Source organism: Nocardia sp. Tas62D01, from assembly GCF_055232035.1.
Genome location: NZ_JBUYUZ010000001.1, coordinates 2,434,917 through 2,452,459, shown reverse-complemented (window position 1 = coordinate 2,452,459; position 17,543 = coordinate 2,434,917). Strand labels below are relative to the sequence as shown.

The 17,543-nt window shown below is 66.3% G+C and carries 18 protein-coding genes; 10 read left to right on the top strand and 8 right to left on the bottom strand.

Annotated elements, in window-relative coordinates:
- Window positions 1-72: 72 nt before the first annotated feature.
- A complete protein-coding gene (locus tag ACV7NQ_RS12085) occupies window positions 73-885 on the top strand; it encodes a VOC family protein (RefSeq protein ID WP_463359717.1) in 813 nt (270 codons plus the stop codon).
- A 56-nt stretch (window positions 886-941) separates the two neighbouring features.
- On the opposite strand, the gene ACV7NQ_RS12080 is transcribed toward ACV7NQ_RS12085, so the two are convergent.
- The 5 genes from ACV7NQ_RS12080 to ACV7NQ_RS12060 are packed head-to-tail and all read right to left on the bottom strand — an operon-like array spanning window position 942 to window position 5,947.
- Window positions 942-1,757 carry an MHYT domain-containing protein gene (locus ACV7NQ_RS12080; protein ID WP_463359716.1) on the bottom strand — a complete coding sequence of 272 codons (816 nt, stop codon included), beginning with the start codon at window positions 1,755-1,757 and terminating at the stop codon, window positions 942-944.
- A complete protein-coding gene (locus ACV7NQ_RS12075; protein WP_463365634.1) occupies window positions 1,750-2,364 on the bottom strand; it encodes a GTP-binding protein in 615 nt (204 codons plus the stop codon). Before ACV7NQ_RS12075 ends, ACV7NQ_RS12080 begins: the two co-directional genes overlap by 8 nt.
- Window positions 2,354-2,731, bottom strand: coding sequence for a DUF742 domain-containing protein (locus ACV7NQ_RS12070; protein ID WP_463359715.1), 378 nt, complete (start codon window positions 2,729-2,731; stop codon window positions 2,354-2,356). Before ACV7NQ_RS12070 ends, ACV7NQ_RS12075 begins: the two co-directional genes overlap by 11 nt.
- A 7-nt stretch (window positions 2,732-2,738) precedes the next feature.
- A complete protein-coding gene (locus tag ACV7NQ_RS12065; RefSeq protein WP_463359714.1) occupies window positions 2,739-3,146 on the bottom strand; it encodes a roadblock/LC7 domain-containing protein in 408 nt (135 codons plus the stop codon).
- Window positions 3,143-5,947 (bottom strand): sensor histidine kinase, encoded by a 2,805-nt coding sequence (locus tag ACV7NQ_RS12060; RefSeq protein WP_463359713.1) that lies wholly within the window; start codon window positions 5,945-5,947, stop codon window positions 3,143-3,145. Before ACV7NQ_RS12060 ends, ACV7NQ_RS12065 begins: the two co-directional genes overlap by 4 nt.
- 348 nt (window positions 5,948-6,295) lie before the next feature.
- On the opposite strand from ACV7NQ_RS12060, the gene ACV7NQ_RS12055 reads away from it, so the two are divergent.
- The 8 genes from ACV7NQ_RS12055 to ACV7NQ_RS12020 all read left to right on the top strand — a co-directional run bounded on the left by ACV7NQ_RS12055 (window position 6,296) and on the right by ACV7NQ_RS12020 (window position 14,486).
- Window positions 6,296-6,982, top strand: a complete 687-nt coding sequence (locus ACV7NQ_RS12055; RefSeq protein ID WP_463359712.1) for a response regulator transcription factor — start codon at window positions 6,296-6,298, stop codon at window positions 6,980-6,982.
- Between the two features lie 12 nt (window positions 6,983-6,994).
- Window positions 6,995-8,476, top strand: a complete 1,482-nt coding sequence (locus tag ACV7NQ_RS12050; protein WP_463359711.1) for a HAMP domain-containing sensor histidine kinase — start codon at window positions 6,995-6,997, stop codon at window positions 8,474-8,476.
- Between the two features lie 93 nt (window positions 8,477-8,569).
- On the top strand, window positions 8,570-10,015 hold the full coding sequence (locus ACV7NQ_RS12045; protein ID WP_463359710.1) for a S1C family serine protease: 1,446 nt from the start codon (window positions 8,570-8,572) through the stop codon (window positions 10,013-10,015).
- Window positions 10,016-10,146: 131 nt separating this feature from the next.
- Window positions 10,147-10,641 carry a MogA/MoaB family molybdenum cofactor biosynthesis protein gene (locus tag ACV7NQ_RS12040; RefSeq protein WP_378688601.1) on the top strand — a complete coding sequence of 165 codons (495 nt, stop codon included), beginning with the start codon at window positions 10,147-10,149 and terminating at the stop codon, window positions 10,639-10,641.
- 693 nt (window positions 10,642-11,334) lie between these two features.
- Window positions 11,335-12,012 (top strand): MspA family porin, encoded by a 678-nt coding sequence (locus ACV7NQ_RS12035; protein WP_463359709.1) that lies wholly within the window; start codon window positions 11,335-11,337, stop codon window positions 12,010-12,012.
- Between the two features lie 62 nt (window positions 12,013-12,074).
- Entirely contained in the window at window positions 12,075-12,755 is a 681-nt protein-coding gene (locus tag ACV7NQ_RS12030) for an MspA family porin (RefSeq protein ID WP_463359708.1), read from the top strand.
- Window positions 12,756-13,079: 324 nt separating this feature from the next.
- A complete protein-coding gene (locus ACV7NQ_RS12025; RefSeq protein ID WP_463359707.1) occupies window positions 13,080-13,754 on the top strand; it encodes an MspA family porin in 675 nt (224 codons plus the stop codon).
- A gap of 63 nt (window positions 13,755-13,817) precedes the next feature.
- On the top strand, window positions 13,818-14,486 hold the full coding sequence (locus ACV7NQ_RS12020; RefSeq protein WP_463359706.1) for an MspA family porin: 669 nt from the start codon (window positions 13,818-13,820) through the stop codon (window positions 14,484-14,486).
- Window positions 14,487-14,762: 276 nt separating this feature from the next.
- Here the strand turns inward: ACV7NQ_RS12020 and ACV7NQ_RS12015 are convergent, their stop codons facing one another.
- The 3 genes from ACV7NQ_RS12015 to ACV7NQ_RS12005 all read right to left on the bottom strand — a co-directional run bounded on the left by ACV7NQ_RS12015 (window position 14,763) and on the right by ACV7NQ_RS12005 (window position 16,449).
- Window positions 14,763-15,398, bottom strand: a complete 636-nt coding sequence (locus ACV7NQ_RS12015; RefSeq protein ID WP_463359705.1) for an SAF domain-containing protein — start codon at window positions 15,396-15,398, stop codon at window positions 14,763-14,765.
- Between the two features lie 79 nt (window positions 15,399-15,477).
- Window positions 15,478-15,774, bottom strand: coding sequence for an FmdB family zinc ribbon protein (locus ACV7NQ_RS12010; protein ID WP_463359704.1), 297 nt, complete (start codon window positions 15,772-15,774; stop codon window positions 15,478-15,480).
- Between the two features lie 69 nt (window positions 15,775-15,843).
- On the bottom strand, window positions 15,844-16,449 hold the full coding sequence (locus tag ACV7NQ_RS12005; protein ID WP_463365633.1) for a 5-formyltetrahydrofolate cyclo-ligase: 606 nt from the start codon (window positions 16,447-16,449) through the stop codon (window positions 15,844-15,846).
- A gap of 109 nt (window positions 16,450-16,558) precedes the next feature.
- On the opposite strand from ACV7NQ_RS12005, the gene ACV7NQ_RS12000 reads away from it, so the two are divergent.
- Entirely contained in the window at window positions 16,559-17,530 is a 972-nt protein-coding gene (locus ACV7NQ_RS12000; RefSeq protein ID WP_463359703.1) for a UTP--glucose-1-phosphate uridylyltransferase, read from the top strand.
- Window positions 17,531-17,543 lie beyond the last annotated feature (13 nt).

The following is a 17,543-nucleotide window of genomic DNA, read 5'->3' as shown; positions in this document are numbered from 1 at the left end:
TTGCGGAGCCGCGGGATGGCGATTGCTCGGCCGTTTGTCGATAGGGAAACTCAATCGGAACGGAGATGTCTGATGCCCATACGCAACGAGGCTTGGCAACCGGGGACGCCGGCCTGGATCGACTGTCAGGTCGAGGATCCGGTGAAGGCGAGCGAGTTCTACGCGGAGCTGTTCGGCTGGGAGATCCAGGACGGCGGACCGGACGCGGGCGGCTACCTGATGGCCGCGCAATCCGGTGTGGCAGCCGCCGGAATCGGCCCGAAGCCCGACTCGATGCAGAGGATGCCGTCGGTCTGGACCACCTACTTCGCGGTCGAGGACGCCGACGCCAGCGCCGAGCAGGTGACCGCGGCCGGTGGCCAACTGATGGCGCCGCCCTTCGACGTGCAGGAGTTCGGCCGTATGTTCGTCGCCGCCGACCCCAGCGGCGCGGTCTTCGCCGTCTGGCAGGCGAAGAAGCACAACGGCGCCGCCGTCTACAACGAGCCCGGCGCCTACTGCTGGAATGAGCTGCACACCCGCGACCTGGCCACCGCGAAATCGTTCTACACCGACGTATTCGGTTTCAGCTACACCGATTTCGACTTCGGTACCTCGCAGTACGCGGCCTTCACGCCGCCGGACCGCACCGAGGCGGTCGGCGGGTTGAGCGACGATTCGACCACCGTGGCCGACTCGATGCCCGACTACTGGCTCGTCTGGTTCCAGTTCGATGACGTCGATGCCGGCATTGCCAAGGCGGTCGAGATGGGCGGCACGGTGCTGCAGCCTGCGGCGGACTCGCCGATCGGCCGGTCCGCGGTGCTCGCCGCGCCCCAGGGTGAGTCGTTCGGCATCATCGATCCGAATAAGCGGGTCGGCAAGATGCCCGCACCGACCGCGTAAGCACAACGGCCCGAGCATGATCGGGCGGCCCGAGTTCGCCGCCCGATCAGCGGCGCTTAGTGCGCTGCCGCCTGGAGCCCGGCCCGGCGCGCGGCTTCGGCGGCGGCCGTCGTGCTGTCGCGCCGATCCGGTGCGACGAGCAGCGCCGTGATCGGCACCGTGAGGGCGAGCGAGCCGATGACGAACATCGGGAAGACGAAGTCGAAAAGCTGCAATCCGGTCGGCGACTCGGCGCTCGGATCGACGGTGAGATCGATCGCGGCGGTACCGGCGTAGTACATGGCCGCTACGCCTATGCCGAACAGCAGCGTGGTCGCGGCCCGTGCCATCGGAAAGTGGAAGGACTGAATGGACCACAGGGTGGCGCTCGCGGTGATGATCGCGATCACCGTCGCCACCGCGGCCGGCCACGGTGAAATCTCGACCGAACCCTGGATACGGATCGATCCGATGCCGAGATAGAGCGTCAGGCCGGTGCCGAGGCCCATGACCAGGCCACCGGCGATCAGCCGTGGCAGCCGCAGCGTGCGACCGATGATCACCAGCCCCGCGAACACCGCGACGAAGGCCGCCACCATGGACGAGATCAGCCTGCCCGAGTCGAACCGCACGTCGGTGCCGGGCACGCGCAGGCCCAGCAGCACCACCGAGGTTGCCAGCCAGATCCCGACCCCGCCGATCGACACCGCGGCCGACGCCAGCCACACCGGCCGAAATCGGACCGAGCGCGCACCGTGCAGGATGCAGGCCACCCCGACCACCGCGCCGAGGACCGAGATCCCGAGGGAAAGCCCGGCAACCCAGTACCCCATGGAGAACTGGTCTATCGTGGCACCGCCGTTCCCGAGTGAGAACAACCGGTCCTCATGCATTCGAGGCGGATCCTTCCAATTCCAGAGCCTTCAGTTGGGCGATCGCATACTCGGTGACCGCGGCCAGCGCCTGGCGCACCTCCATGGCATTGCGCGCGTCGATGTCCACGATCGGTACGCCCTCCCGCACCGAAAGCGCCTCGCGCAGTTCTGCGATCGGGAACCGGGGCGCGTCAGGGAAGCGGTTCACCGCGATGAGGAACGGCAGTTTGCGCGCCTCGAAGAAGTCGACGGCGGCGAAGCTGTCCTCGAGTCGCCGGGTGTCGATGAGCACCACCGCGCCGATCGCGCCGCGGATCAGGTCGTCCCACATGAACCAGAACCGGCGCTGTCCCGGTGTGCCGAACAGATACAGCACCAGGTCGCCGGGCAGCACGATGCGCCCGAAATCCATGGCGACCGTGGTGGTTTCCTTCTCCGGGGTATCGGCGAGATCGTCGATGCCGTCGGAGAACCGGGTCACCATGGCCTCGGTCCGCAGCGGAACGATCTCCGATACCGCGCCGACGAACGTTGTCTTGCCCGCTCCGAAGCCGCCCGCGACGACGATCTTCGTCGAGGCGACACGGGTCTCGGCTTCGCTCGGCGCAAAGTTGTTATAACGCACGGAGTCCACGCAAAGTCCTCTCCATCAGTGAACGGCGCTCGTCAAAACTCGCCTCTTCGGTAAGGGTCGAATGCACCCGCAGGGTTCCGTCGACAACCAGGTCACCGATCACGACCCGGACCATGCCGAGCGGTCGATCCAGGTGCGCGGCGATCTCGGCGACCGACAGGCGGTGGGTGCCCAGCCTAAGGATCTCCGTGCGAATGTCGCCGGTCGGCCAGTCGAGATGGGCAGTGTAGGACAGGGTTTCGATGACAGCCTCTAGCGGCAGGTCGATCGCGGGCTCGGTGCGCCCGGAGGTCAGCGCATACGGTCTGACGCGAGTTGTCGGTCGATTTTGTGGTCCGGGGCCGTTGGGGCTGGACATCTCACCCTCAGACAGCGGTACGGGCGGTGGCCGCGACGACCGAACCCACTCGATCGACCAGCAGGGCCATCTCATAGCCGATGCGGCCGATGTCGTGCGACTTATTGGCGAGCACGGCCAGGTGCGAGCCGTTGCCGACGCTCATCACCAGCAGATAGCCGCGCTGCATCTCCACGATCGACTGCATCACCTTGCCGCCGTCGAACAGTTGCGCGGCGCCGCTCGACAGACTGGCCAGCCCCGCGGTGACGGCGGCAAGCTGCTCGGCCCGGTCGCTGGGTAGGTGCGGGCTGGTGGCCTGCAACAAGCCGTCCGCCGACACCAGGACCGCGTGCGACACCCCGGGCACATCCCGGGTGAAGCGGGTGACCAGCCAGTTCAAGTTCTCATCGGTGGTGCTGTTCGCGTTGGTCATCCAAGCCCTCCGTCGTTGTACTGGGCATCGGCCCGCCCACTGCGGACCCCACTGAGATGCCTGGTGAGGTTGCTCCGGATTTCCTCCGGATCACGAGCCCCTGTGTCTTCGGCCGGTGTGAGGCCACCCGGCACCAACTGCGCTCCCGGGCGCCGAATCGGCAGGCCGCCGACGGTGCGCGAGGTGGTGGTCGGCCGGGCGGCGTCCTCCGCGGCCATCCAGCCCGCGTCCGCGGCGGGCGAGGACCAAGTGGTCTCCGACGGCTGTGCGGCTGCGGGCTCGACCAGCCATTCCGAGACCATTCGCTGATAGATCGGCGTCGGAGATTCGCCTGCCACCGGCTGTAATCGCGAGGAGGTGACCGTCGCGGATTCCGGTGCGGCGGCGGGCTTTCTGGTCGGCAGTGGCGGCCGCCCGCCCGCCGTTACGGTCGCGGGCTCCCTGGTGACGACCGGGTTGGAGCCGGTGGTCGCGTACGGGTCGGCTCCGGCCCACACGTCCTCCGCGGCCGGGCCGAGCGGCACCTGCGGCTCGACATCGATGACGGGCATGGATCCGGTATCGACGACCGGCGACGGTTCGGTGGGCGGTTGTTTCTCTTCGTGCGCCGCCGGAGTCGGCGGGCCGAACGGCGTGACCCGGGGCAGCTCGAGGCCCGCGGTGTCCTCGATGGGATGTTCGGCGAACATGTCGGGCAGGCCCTCAGGGCTGTTGCCATTGCCGATGGGCACCGAAACGGTGGGCTGCGGATCGGCGTCGGCCGCTCGAATGGCCGGACGGCGTTGCGGCAGACCGCTACTGGTCACCCCGTAGCGCGGCGCGTCGCGCTGCGGCAGGCTCGGCACCGGAACCAGGGTGCGCGGCTGCTGCGCCTGCGACTGTATCGGCGCGGCAGGCAGCGCCGGCATTGCGCGCGCTTCGAGCGCCTTCTGCGTCGGCTCCGGATCCATCGGCGGTGCGACGAGCGCGCCGGGCAGATGCACGCTGGCGGTGATGCCAGGCTGCTGTGCCATCGTCGAGGTCCGGCGCAGGCTGACCGTGATGGTGTGCCGCTTGGCGAGTCGGCCGACGACGAAAAGACCCATGCGGCGGGCGGTTTCGACGGTGACCTCACCACCGGAGGCGAGCTGGTCGTTGGTGGTCTGCAGGTCCTCGAGGGACATGCCGAGGCCGCGATCGGTGATTTCGATCAGGTAGCCGCCGTCCACGGCGCGCGCGACCATCACCGCGACCGGGGTGGTCGGCGGCGAGTAGCGCAGCGCGTTGTCGATCAGCTCGGCAAGCAGGTGCTCGATATCGACGGCGGGCTCGCCGGCGACGATGCCGTCCGGTACCGCGCCGATCTCGACCCGCTGGTAATCCTCGACCTGGGAGACCGCGCTCCACAGCATGTCCGACAGTGGCACCGGCTGCAGCTGGCCGCGGCGCAGTGCCGTGCCGGCCAGAACCAGCAGGTTGTCGCCGTTACGGCGCATGCGGGTGGCGAGGTGGTCGAGACGGAACAGGCTCTGCAGCCGCTCGCCGTCGTCCTCGTCGTGCTCCAGGTCCTCGATCAGCGCCAGTTGCTGCTCGACGAGCGATTGGCTACGGCGGGAAAGGGTTTCGAACATGTTGCCGATCTGCAGTCGCAGTCGGGCCTGCTCGGCCGCCAGGTTCAGCGCCTGCTCGTGGATTTCGTCGACCGCGCGGGCCAGCTGGCCGACCTCGTCGGTGGTGTGCACCGCGACCGGGGTGATCTCCGGTGTCGCGCCACCGCTGCGCACGACGGCGAGTTCCTCGGGCAGCTTGACGTGCGCGACCTCGAGTGCGTCGCGACGCAGCCTACGGACCGGGACGACGAGGGTGCGCGCGACGGCGAGGGCCAGCGCCAGCCCGGCGAGCAGCATGCCGATTACGATGGTGGTCTCGCGCAGCGCGTTGTTCTGGGCCTCGGTGGTCCGGGCCGCCAGCGCCTTATCGATGGTGTCGGTGAGCTGGGCGGTGGTCTTCTCGTAGGTGTCGGCGCTGGCCTGAAGCGAGTCGAGCACAGCCGGATTGGACGTCGGGTCGCCCGCGTTCTGGCTGAAGGCCGCCAGTCGGGTCGAGACCGCGTCCAGCAGCGGGCGCACATTGGCGGCGTTGTCCGGGAGGATGGCGCTGTAGGTGTTGATCATGGTCATTTCGGCGCCCGCCGAGGTGAGCACCCGGGGCCGCACGCTCGGATTCTTGCCCGCATCCGGCGATCCGATCAGCATGCGCTGCTGGGTGAGTACGCGCCGGGCCGTCTGGATCGCACCGGTCTGCAGGAAGTATCGCTGGATGACGAGATCCTCGACCGAGGGCGACATCGCGAGGGCGTTGCCGATGCGCACCGCGATTTCGTCAGCCTGCTCACCGACCATCGCGGGCGAGCCGTTACGCAGGCTGTTGCGCATGGTGGTGCCGGTGGCGACAGCCGAGGCGAGCTCGGCGGTGACGCGGGTGCCGACCTTGGTGCTCTGTAGCGCGGTTTCGAGATCAGCGAGCGTCTGATCGAATTTCGTCAATGCCGCGTCGGTCGCCGGGTCGGCGGTGTTGCCCCACGAGGAGGTCGCGGCCACCGCGAGTTGCTCGGTAGCAGTACCGAACTGGCCGATCGGTCGGATGATGATGGCTTGTTCGGTTGCCGCGTCCAACTGCGACATGGTACGCAACTCGTTGTTGATACGGAGTACGGCGAACACGGTGGCCAGCAGCACCGGGAGCACCAGCACGATGCCAACCTTGCGAGTGACCGACCAGTTGGACAGACCGAGTTGCCAGGACCGCGGTGCAGCTTCCATCCGCTTCCGTTGCCTCCGCTTCACGAGTGGCCCCCGGATGGCGCGTGGCTGTTCGGTTTGATTCAAGCCGCTGAGAACCAACTGGAGGTCTTCTTTTTACGCAGGGAACATACCGCGCAGAGTGAGCCACGGCAATCTGGGGCACTCGGTCTGATATTTGGCGGAATATGGCTGTACATAACATGTTTCAAGCCCAATTGGTTCCCACACCCGGCAAATTCTGAGCAAGGTCAGGAAAGCCGCTGGTCACTCGATCAGCCCCGCATCGGTGCACCGTATCAGGCCGGCGCGGCGTGTCGGATCCTGCCCTCTCAGTCGACTCTCAGTCGGTGCCGTCAAACTGGTGGCATGCGCATTCTGGTAGTCGACGACGATCGCGCCGTCCGTGAATCACTGCGCCGGTCGCTGACCTTCAACGGCTACTCCGTCGATCTCGCGGTAGATGGCTTGGACGCGTTGGAGAAAGTGGCCGCGCAGCGACCGGATGCACTCGTTCTCGATGTGATGATGCCACGGATGGATGGGCTCGAAGTTTGCCGACGCCTACGCAGTACCGGCGACGATCTGCCGATTCTGGTTTTGACGGCGCGGGATTCGGTTTCCGAGCGGGTAGCCGGACTCGATGCCGGTGCCGACGATTATTTGCCGAAACCATTCGCGTTGGAGGAATTGCTGGCTCGGCTGCGGGCACTGTTGCGCCGGCGGACGCCCGATCTCGGCGAGACCTCGGAGACCATGACGTTCGCTGATCTGTCGCTGGATCCGGTGACACGCGAGGTCGCCCGCGATGAACGCGCGATCAGCCTTACGCGCACCGAATTCTCACTTCTGGAAATGTTGATGGCCAATCCGCGTCGGGTACTGACTCGCAGCCGCATCCTCGAGGAGGTCTGGGGCTACGATTTCCCGACCTCCGGCAATGCCCTCGAGGTGTATATCGGATACCTGCGTCGCAAGACCGAGGCCGATGGCGAACCACGGCTTATCCACACGGTGCGCGGTGTCGGCTACGTACTACGCGAAACACCCCCGTAAGCCGCGCGGATCATGGCACGAACTGTTCCGAAACACCCCGCGGTCGCCGCGCTGGGCCAGCAGCGCCCGCCGGACTCGGCGGAAATGCGCCCACCCATGCCGCTGACCAGATCGGTCTCGCTGCGCTGGCGGGTGACGTTGCTCGCTGCCTCCGTCGTAGCCATCGCCGTTGCGGTGACCTCGATCGCGGCCTACGCGATGGTGGCTCGCGCGCTGTACGCCGATGTCGATGCGCAGTTGAAGGCCCGCGCCGCCACCATGATCAACAACAACTTCGAGACCCTCGGATTCCAATCGATCGTGTTGGCCGGTTTGTACTCCAACGACGTCGGCGTCGCGCTGATCTACGGCGACGACAAGCCGTATATGCCGCCGCAGCCGACGATTCCGCCGGTGGGCACCCAGGAGCTCGCGGTCGCCGACGGTCAGCTGCCGTCGTCGCTGCGAACGGTGAGCAACCAACGCGTGCTCGCGATGCCGACGCATTCCGGTGCGACGCTGATTATTTCGCAGCGGTTGGAGCCGACCCGAGAGGTGCTCGACAGGCTGGCGTGGTTGCTTTTCGTGGTGGGCGGTTGCGGTGTCGTGTTGGCGGCGGCGGCGGGCACGGCGGTGGGTCGCACCGGATTGCGTCCGATCGCGCGATTGACTGCCGCGACCGAACGGGTTGCCCGCACCGACGACCTGACGCCGATTCAGGTGACCGGTGACGATGAATTGGCCAGGCTCACCGAGAGTTTCAACACCATGCTGCGCGCGCTCGCCGAATCCCGGGACCGGCAGCGCAGATTGGTCGCCGACGCCGGTCACGAATTGCGCACTCCGCTCACTTCGTTGCGCACCAATATGGAACTGCTGATCGCATCCAGTCGTCCTGGCTCGCCGCGGATTCCGGAAGAGGACATGGCCGAGTTGCGCTCGGATGTGATGGCGCAGATCGAGGAGTTGTCCACCTTGGTCGGGGATTTGGTCGATTTGGCGCGCGAAGACGCACCCGAAACCGTTTACGATCGTATCGATCTCGGCGAAGTCGCCGAGCGCGCACTGGAGCGGGCGCGGCGGCGCCGTGGCTCGATCGAGTTCAGCGCGGAGCTGCGGCCCTGGTTCGTCTACGGCCACGAGGCGGGCCTGGAGCGGGCCATCCTCAATGTCCTCGACAACGCCGCCAAATGGAGTCCGGCCGGTGCGCAGGTGCGCGTCACCATGCGCGAGGCCGGGCGTGGGCTGCTCGAGCTGACCGTCGACGACACCGGTCCCGGCATTCCGGCCGCGGAGCGGGAGCTGGTGTTCGAGCGGTTCTACCGGACCACGGCCTCGCGCTCGATGCCCGGTTCCGGTCTCGGTCTTGCCATCGTCAAACAGGTGGTGACCAAGCACGGCGGCACCATCACCATCGATACCTCGCCCCGCGGCGGCGCTCTGATCCGTATCGTGTTACCTGGTGAAGGTGGCCCGTCCGTGCCGGGTTCGGCCATCGACGGATCGGATCGGTAGCCGAAACACTCGGAAAACTGATAGCACGGTCTCAGTCGGCTCTAAGCCGTCGCCGTCAAGCTGGTCGGTGGACGTGAGGAGAAACGAGAAACCATGACCGAGGGTTCCAAGAACCGGCAGGGGGAGTCGGCAGCTGCGGGTGCCGCCCCTGACCCGCATTCGACAGAGCAGATCCCGGCCGTACCGGCGGGCCGGACGGACTCGCCGTATCCGCCGCCCTGGGGTGGGCAGCAGCAGGCACCGTACTACCCGCCGTATCAGTCCTCGCCTTATCACCCCGCACCGCAGCCGGGTGTCCAGTACACCCAGCCCTTCCCGGGCCGCGAAATGGGGGCCGAGTACAACGCCTCGTCGTTCGATCCGCCGATCCCGCCGAGCGGGATGCCGGGTGCGGCCTTCGGCGCACAGCCGCAGCCGGGTCCGGCACGGCGTCCGATCCGCACCGGGCTCGTCATGGGCGCGATCGCGCTCGCACTGGTCAGCGGTGGCGTCGGCGGTGCTGTCGGTGCACTTGTCAGCTCCTCGGACACCGGCCACTCGGTGGTGAAGAACGCGCTGGACGCACCGACGCCCAACGTCAATAGCGTGGCCAATGCGCCGGCGGGCTCCACCCAGGCGGTGGCGCAGAAGGTGCTGCCCAGCGTGGTCATGATCAAGGTGGCCAGCAATCGGGCCCAAGGTGAGGGCTCCGGCGTCGTGCTGTCCTCCGACGGCCTGATCCTGACCAATAATCACGTGGCCGCCGGTGGCGGCGCCAACGCCACGATGGAAGTCGTGTTCGCCGACGGCAGCACCGCGCCCGCGACCATGGTCGGCGCCGATCCGGTATCGGATCTGGCCGTCATCAAGGTCACCGGCAAGACCGGGCTGACCCCGATAGAGCTTGGCGCCTCCTCGAACCTGCAGGTCGGTCAGCCGGTCATTGCCGTCGGCTCGCCGCTCGGCCTGGCGGGCACGGTCACCACGGGCATCGTCTCCGCGCTCAATCGGCCGGTGTCCACCCAGGGTGACGGCACTCCGAATGCCTCGGTGAACCCGGTGATCGACGCGATCCAGACCGACGCGGCGATCAACCCGGGCAACTCCGGCGGCGCGCTCGTCGACGGCAGCGGCAAGCTGATCGGCATCAACACCGCCATCGCCAGCCTGGGCGGCGAGGCCTCCGGCCAACAGAGCGGCTCGATCGGCCTCGGCTTCGCCATCCCGGTGGATCAGGCGCGCCGGGTCGCCGACGAGCTGATCAAGACCGGCCACGCAACCTACGCACAGCTCGGTATCACGCTGAAGGCGCAGGACACGGTGGCCCGAGTGCTGGAGGCGACGCCGGACGGCCCGGCCGCCAAGGCCGGCATCCCCACGGGCGTCGTAGTGACCAAACTCGACGACCGCACCATCGACTCGGGTGACGCACTCATCGCCGCGGTCCGTTCACACCAACCGGGAGACAAGGTGAGAGTGACCTACACCGACGACCAGGGCAATAACGCCAAGACCGTCGAAGTGACCCTCAGCGGTGCACCCGCGGACGGCGGCCGATGATGCGCGTGCTGCCCGGACGCTGGACACCTCGCATCGAGATCGTGGACGCCGACGCCGAGCTGCTGGCCGTGGATGCCGAGCTTCTGGGCGCGGGCGCCCGGCTTCTCGATGCGGGCGCTACGGTGAGCACCATGGAAATCGATGCTCCTGTGGCGGGGCGCGCACTGGTGGTGGTCGTCGACGATCGAACGGCGCATGGAGGTGTGGATTCACTCGGCCCACTGGTCACCGAACTGCTGACCGAGGCGGGTTTTCTCGTGGACGCTTCGGTGACCGTGCAGGCCGACGAGGTTGAGATTCGTAATGCGCTGAACACCGCGGTGATCGGTGGCGTCGATCTGGTCATCTCCGTCGGTGGCACCGGTATGTCCCCGCGCGATGTCACGCCGGAGGCCACCTCGCAGGTGCTTGACCGGGAACTGCCCGGCATCAGCGAGGCGTTGCGCTCGTCCGGACGCGTCGCGGGTTCGCTGGACGCGGGCCTCTCACGCGGTCTCGCAGGCATTTCGGGCAGCACCCTGGTGGTGAACCTGCCCGGCACCCGATCGGCGATCCGGGACGGGATGGCCACGCTTGGCCCGCTCGCCAGTCGAGTGATCGGCGAACTGTCTGGATTGGCCGAATAATCTCGGCCGCCGACTCTTCTGAAGACCCTCGCCCTGCCGCGCGCCGGGCGAGGGATTCCGCGCGTCTGGCCGAGATCTTCGGCGACACCCTGCCGGACACCACGCGCGACGAACGCGACCACGACTCCGAGGTGAGTTCGCCCTCCGATGACTGGCTGCGTGCACAAGTGCCGCCGCACCACGGCTGAGGCTCATCTACTGCCAAGCTACGTATAACGGACAAATGGCCATCGTTACTTCACGGTGATTGCATCCGGTCAAAATTATTTCGGCGGTTTCTTACGGCCTTGGCCCGTATCTGACGGGTGGCATTCATGTGACGCTGGCCGTTCCTGCCCGCACATCGGCGGATATCTTTCAGCTGTTTATGCACGTCAAGCTACATGTGCATAGCTCAAATATGAGCTAGATCACATCGATCTTTACGAAACCTTACATTGCCCCACCGGTACCAAGCGTTTAATGTTCGCCACGAGCCACCCACATGCTGGACCTTGTAGGCCCGGAGCGGTACGTACGTACGTGTCGACCCGGTGGAACCAGGCTCGGGTTCCGTGCCAGCCGAGCTTTGCGCCGAAATAACAGCCGGTTACATATCGGCAACAATCGGGGCACAAACTGAGCTGGGCCTGAGAGGACCACTGACCAGCCTCGATGGTCGAGGTTGACTGTTTGAACCTGATGAGGGGAAGTATGAGCGAGAACCGCACCAACGGTCTGCGCCGCGGTGCCCGCGTCGCGGGCGTCGGCGCTGCCGCGGCCGTGGCCATGGGCCTGCTTTCGACCGGTGCCGCAAATGCCGACACCTTCGTGCCGTTGCCGGACGGCCAGAAGTTGAGCCCGGCGGGCGTCACGGTCACCCGCACTGGCGAGCACGCCCTGATTTCGCCGTCCCTGGCGGCTAATGGCGCCGGACGTGTTGTTTGGGTTTCGGGCAATGCCATCGCCGATGTGACCGCGACCCCGGAAGGCACGGTGGGCCCGAACAACGGCGGCAACAATGCTCCGGGCACCAACAACTCCTCGACGCACGGCGCGTCGCAGATCAACACCGGCTACATCGTCGGCTGCCAGGTCAGTATCGCCGATGACGCCATCTCCGCGGGCATCTCCGGTGGCATCAACCTCAGTGGTGGCAGCCTGGGCGGTTCGATCGGCCTCAACCTCGGCCCCGGCGAGGTCAAGTTCGTTCAGATCGACTTCAAGGACATCTTGAAGCCGGGCCACTACTCGGTCGAGTACCAGGATGTCGAGATGGATATCCAGGGCTGCGCGGGCTACGCCCAGGCGCGGGCGTACACCGTCGTCGAAATCATCGGTGACCACTACTCGAAGACCACCCTCTACGGGGCGCCGTTCAGCATCGGCTGACGTCGGTCTAATCCAACGAACACTCTTCTCGCTGAAGCGAACTCAACCCCTGAGGGACAAACATGATCAACCGTAAGAACGTGGCGCGGGTGGCCGGTGTCGGTGCCGCCGCCACCATCGCCATGGGCCTGTTCTCCACCGGCGCCGCGAACGCCGACACCTTCGTTCCGCTGCCGGGTGGTGAGATCTCCAAGACGCTGTCGGACGGCACCGTGGTGACAATCCGCCTGGTGGGCGAGTCCGCCAACATCAATCCGTCCATGGGCTCCACCCCGGTCCACCGCAACGCGTGGGTCTCCGGTAGCGCGCAGGTCGAGCTGTCCGGTGCCACCAGCGCCACCGGCGGCAGCATTTACCCCGGCTACACCGTGGGCTGCCAGGTGAACATTGCCGGTGGCGGCGCCAGCGGTGGTGTCGACGGTTCGCTCGACTGGAGTAGCGGTTCGAACGTCACGCCGAGTGTCGGTGCCACCAGCGGCGGCAACCTCAGCCTCGGCCCCGGCCAGTCGCAGTCGTTCTACATACTCGATCTGGAGCAGGCTGACGACTTCGGCAACCAGATTCACAAGACGCGCAGCATGTTCAAGGGTGACAGTGGCTCGGTCACCTGGGCCGATGAGACGATCGGCCTGACCGGCTGCGCCGGCTACGCCCAGGCGCGCTCGTTCGTGAGCGTCGAGATCTCGACCGATAACGTCACCACCTGGGTGACGTTGTGGGGCAAGCCGTTCAGCCTCGGCTGAGTCTGCGCGGGTAGCAAGCCCGCGGCACACGAAACGGACCCGTTGCTTTCGCAACGGGTCCGTTTGGCGTGCAGACCCCTTGGTGCCCAACATGATTGCCGATCGTATTGGTTGATGCCTGATTTGTAACGTATTTTGAAGAAATCCCTGAGAGTTGACCAAGAAACTAATAACATTAGGCCCACCCAAGATCGTTCATCAACGAGACGGTCGGCAGTTCCCCTGTTGGACAGAACATTCCAGCAAGCTCGGCTGACCTGAAAGGGAAGACTCTCGGCCTCGGCAGCCATCGAGGCCGACCGCTAGAACCTGATGAGGGGAAGTATGAGCAACAACCACCCCGCCCTGTTGCGTCGCGGCGTCCGTATCGCGGGTGCCGCCGCCACCGCAACAGTGGCTATGGGACTCTTCTCGACCGGCGCTGCCAACGCCGATACTTTTGTGCCGTTGCCGGACGGCCAGAAGATCGGTCCGGGCGTGACCATCACGCGCAACGGCGAGCACGCGCTGATCTCACCATCGTTGGCCGCCAATGGCGCCGGACGTGTTGTCTGGGTTTCGGGCAATGCCAACGCCGATGTCTCCGTCACTCCGGAAGGCACGGTGGGCCCGAACAACGGCGGCAACAATGCTCCCGGCACCAACAACTCCTCGACGCACGGCGCGTCGCAGCTGAGCACCGGCTACATCGTCGGCTGCCAGGTCAGTATCGCCGATGACGCCATCTCCGCGGGCATCTCCGGTGGCATCAACCTCAGTGGTGGCAGCCTGGGCGGTTCGATCGGCCTCAACCTCGGCCCCGGCGAGGTCAAGTTCGTTCAGATCGACTTCAAGGACATCTTGAAGCCGGGCCACTACTCGGTCGAGTACCAGGATGCCGAGATGGATATCCAGGGCTGCGCGGGCTACGCCCAGGCGCGGGCGTACACCGTCGTCGAAATCATCGGTGACCACTACTCGAAGACCACCCTCTACGGGGCGCCGTTCAGCATCGGCTGACGTCGGTCTAATCCAACGAACACTCTTCTCGCTGAAGCGAACTCAACCCATGAGGGAAAATCAATGATCAACCGTAAGTACGTGGCACAGGCAGCCGGTGTTGGCGCTGCGGCCACCATGGCCTTGGGCCTGCTGTCCACGGGTGCGGCGAACGCCGACACCTTCGTTCCGCTGCCGGGTGGTGAGATCTCCAAGACGCTGTCGGACGGCACCGTGGTGACAATCCGCCTGGTGGGCGAGTCCGCCAACATCAATCCGTCCATGGGCTCCACCCCGGTCCACCGCAACGCGTGGGTCTCCGGTAGCGCCCAAGTCGAACTGTCCGGCGCCAATGGCGGCAGCATCTACCCGGGCTACACCGTTGGCTGCCAGGTGAACATTGCCGGTGGCGGCGCCAGCGGTGGTGTCGACGGTTCGCTCGACTGGAGCGGGAGCCAGGTCAAGCCGAGCGTCGGTGCGAACAGTGGCGGTAACCTCTCGCTCGGCCCGGGACAGTCGCAGTCGTTCTATGTACTCGATCTGGAGCAGGCTGACGACTTCGGCAACGATATACACAAGAAGCGCAGCGTATTCAAGGGTGACAGTGGCTCGGTCACCTGGGCCGATGAGACGATCGGCCTGACCGGCTGCGCCGGTTACGCGCAGGCGCGGGCGTTCGTGAGCGTCGAGATCTCGACCGATAACGTCACCACCTGGGTGACGTTGTGGGGCAAGCCGTTCAGCCTGGGCTGAGTCGCGCCGGTTACCGATCCGGAATATAGAAACGGGCCCGTCGCTTCCGCGACGGGCCCGTTTCGTGTTCTCGGACAAGCAAATTCAGGATTCGTGTCGTCCGCGCGCTGTCCCTGCCTTCGACGTGCAGGTCGCGAATCTGGCGCAGCACATTGGAATCGGTAAGGTCCGGTTCGCTTCGAGCCGAAGCGCTCCTTGGCGTGGGTGGCGGGCAGCACCAGCACGAAGTACAGGATCGCGGGGCCGCTGTCGAGATGCCAGGTAGTGCCGCATTGTTCAATGGAATACGACGGTGAGCGCGGTCCGCAGCGAGGCGGCGGCGACCGTGGTCGCGTGTTCGGCGTCCATCGCCACCAGCACGACCCGCTCCGCCGTGCCGCGTCGGTCACCGGGGCTGGACACCAAGACCACCGCGGCATCGGTCGCCAATGTCCGGGCCGGGCGCGCGACGGGACCATTCTGTTCCTCGCCGCCGACGACATCGACCCGGTCGCCGGCCCGCAGGATCTCGGCCACCGCGGTATCGGCGAGGCGAATGGGGACGATTCGGGCGTCGCGGGCTCCGGTAGCGACCGACGCCAAGCGTGGACCGACGATGCGCAGGTCGGTGAAGACCTCGCCGGCGCGCATCGCCCCGGTCATGGTCGCGCCGAGGAGTGTGGACATATCGGTCACCGCGCCGTCGGGCAGCGTGCCGGATTCGTGAGTGGCTGAACGCAAATCGTCGGCCTCGAGCATATGGCCCGGCGGTAGATCACGCCCGGCGACCACGACCCGTGCGCGTTCAGAGCCGGGATCGCCGCGCAAGAAAAGCACCGCGGCCAATGCGGTCAGAGCTGCCGCGAGCAGTCGCCTGGCGAGTAGCGCATCGGCCCAGGGTGGCCGATTCCAGTCGGCGAAGGATCGAGTCATGGCCGGATCCTATGGCCACAATCACATCCGCCCGGCCGGGAAAACGGCTAGCTGTGGATAACTACGAGCTGGGGATAACTCAGCTGGCGACGGCCGTGCTGGTGGAGGTGGAGCTGCTGTCGGACGAGCTCGAGTCCGAGCTGGTCGAGCTGCTGGAACCGCCATCGGACTTCGCGGGCTCACTCGCCGTCGAGGCGCCGCCGCGGCTGTCGGTGCGGTAGAAACCGCTGCCCTTGAACACGATGCCGACCGAGTTGAACAGCTTGCGCAGCTTCCCGGAGCACTCCGTGCAGACGCTCAGCGCCTCATCGGTGAAGGACTGAACGATGTCGAAGCGGTTGTCACACTGGGTGCACGCATATGAATAAGTTGGCACAGGATCCTCCGCACGGTTCGTCAATCTGGCACTCTACAGCCGACACTGCCAACGCCGCCAATCGGTGTTTCATTCCCTGATCATCCCACCCGCGCGCTGATCGCCACCGAGTCGACGCAGTCCGCCGTGCGGTGTCAGTGCCCAGCCCATGCGTAGGTCGTGAGGTTCCTCGGGTAGCCGGTCGACGAGTTCGTCGTCGCGCACCACCGCGACCAGCCGAGCGTCGGGGCGGGCCGCGGCCAGCGTCCGGTCGTAATAGCCCGCGCCACGTCCGAGCCGGACGCCACGGCGGTCCACCGCCAGCGCGGGCACCAGGATCAACCCGGCCCTGCTGACCTCCGGTGCGGCCAGCACCTCGCCGGTCGGCTCCAGCAGTCCGAACCCGGCGGGTCGCAAACCGTCCGTGCCGGTGTATTCGGCCCAGCTCAGCGGGCCAGGGGGACCGGTGACCGGCAACAGCACCCGGGCGCCGCCCGTCCGCAGCGCGTCGAGCATGGCCGTCGAACCAGGTTCACCGCGCACCGGGACGTACGCGCAAACCCACTCCGGAAGATCGAGCCTGCCCGCCGCCTCGGCCAGCGCGATTGCCTCGATGTGCTGGTCAGCGGCCACGATCGCGGCCCGTCGAGTGCGAATTTCGGTGCGCCATGCATGTTTGTCACGCTCACCGGGCATCTCCACAGTGATCACCTTAAGCTCACCGGGACCCCGGTCGGCTCTAGGCTGCTTGGGCGCTGTGCCCAACGGGCGTTTGGACGCTGTGATGGATGGATAGGGTAGGCGTATGACAGCTGTGTCGGACAAAAAGACGGCCGGACAGTCCGCGAATGACGCGGTGGTGTCGTGTTTCCGCACGGCCGTCGTGCCGGCGGCCGGGCTCGGGACGCGGTTTCTGCCTGCGACCAAGACAGTGCCCAAGGAACTGCTGCCGGTGGTGGACACCCCCGGTATCGAGTTGGTGGCGGCCGAGGCGGCCGACTCCGGCGCGGACCGGCTGGTGATCGTGACCTCGCCCGGTAAGGATGGCGTGGTCGCGCACTTCGTCGAAGATCTGATGCTCGAGAGCACGCTGGAAGAGCGCGGCAAGTTCCACCTGCTGGAGAAGGTGCGCAAGGCGCCCGGCCTGCTCGATGTCACCTCAGTCGTCCAAGAGGAACCGCTCGGCCTCGGCCATGCGGTCGCGCAGGCCGAACGCGTCCTCGACGACGACGAGGACGCCATCGCCGTGCTGCTGCCCGACGACCTGGTGCTGCCCTGCGGCGTGCTCGATGTGATGAGCCGGGTGCGCCGCAAGCGCGGCGGCACCGTGCTGTGCGCCATCGACGTACCGAAGGACGAGGTCAGCGCCTACGGGGTGTTCGATGTTGCGCCCGTGCCCGACGCGGTGAACCCGAATGTGTTGCGCGTCAACGGCATGGTGGAAAAGCCCGCGCTGGTCGATGCCCCCTCCACCTTCGCGGCCGCGGGCCGATATTTGTTGGACCGCGCCATTTTCGACGCGCTGCGCCGGATCGAGCCGGGCGCGGGTGGTGAGTTACAACTCACCGACGCCATTGCCCTGCTCATCGAGGAGGGACATCCGGTTCATGTGGTGGTGCACCGTGGGTCGCGCCACGATTTGGGCAACCCTGGCGGTTATCTTCGTGCTGCGGTCGATTTCGCTTTGGAACGAGAGGAATACGGCCCCGCCTTGCGGGAGTGGCTGCAGCATCGGCTGAGTTCGGATTGGGATCCGCAGCTGACGACGTACGACTAACGCGAGCGGGCGT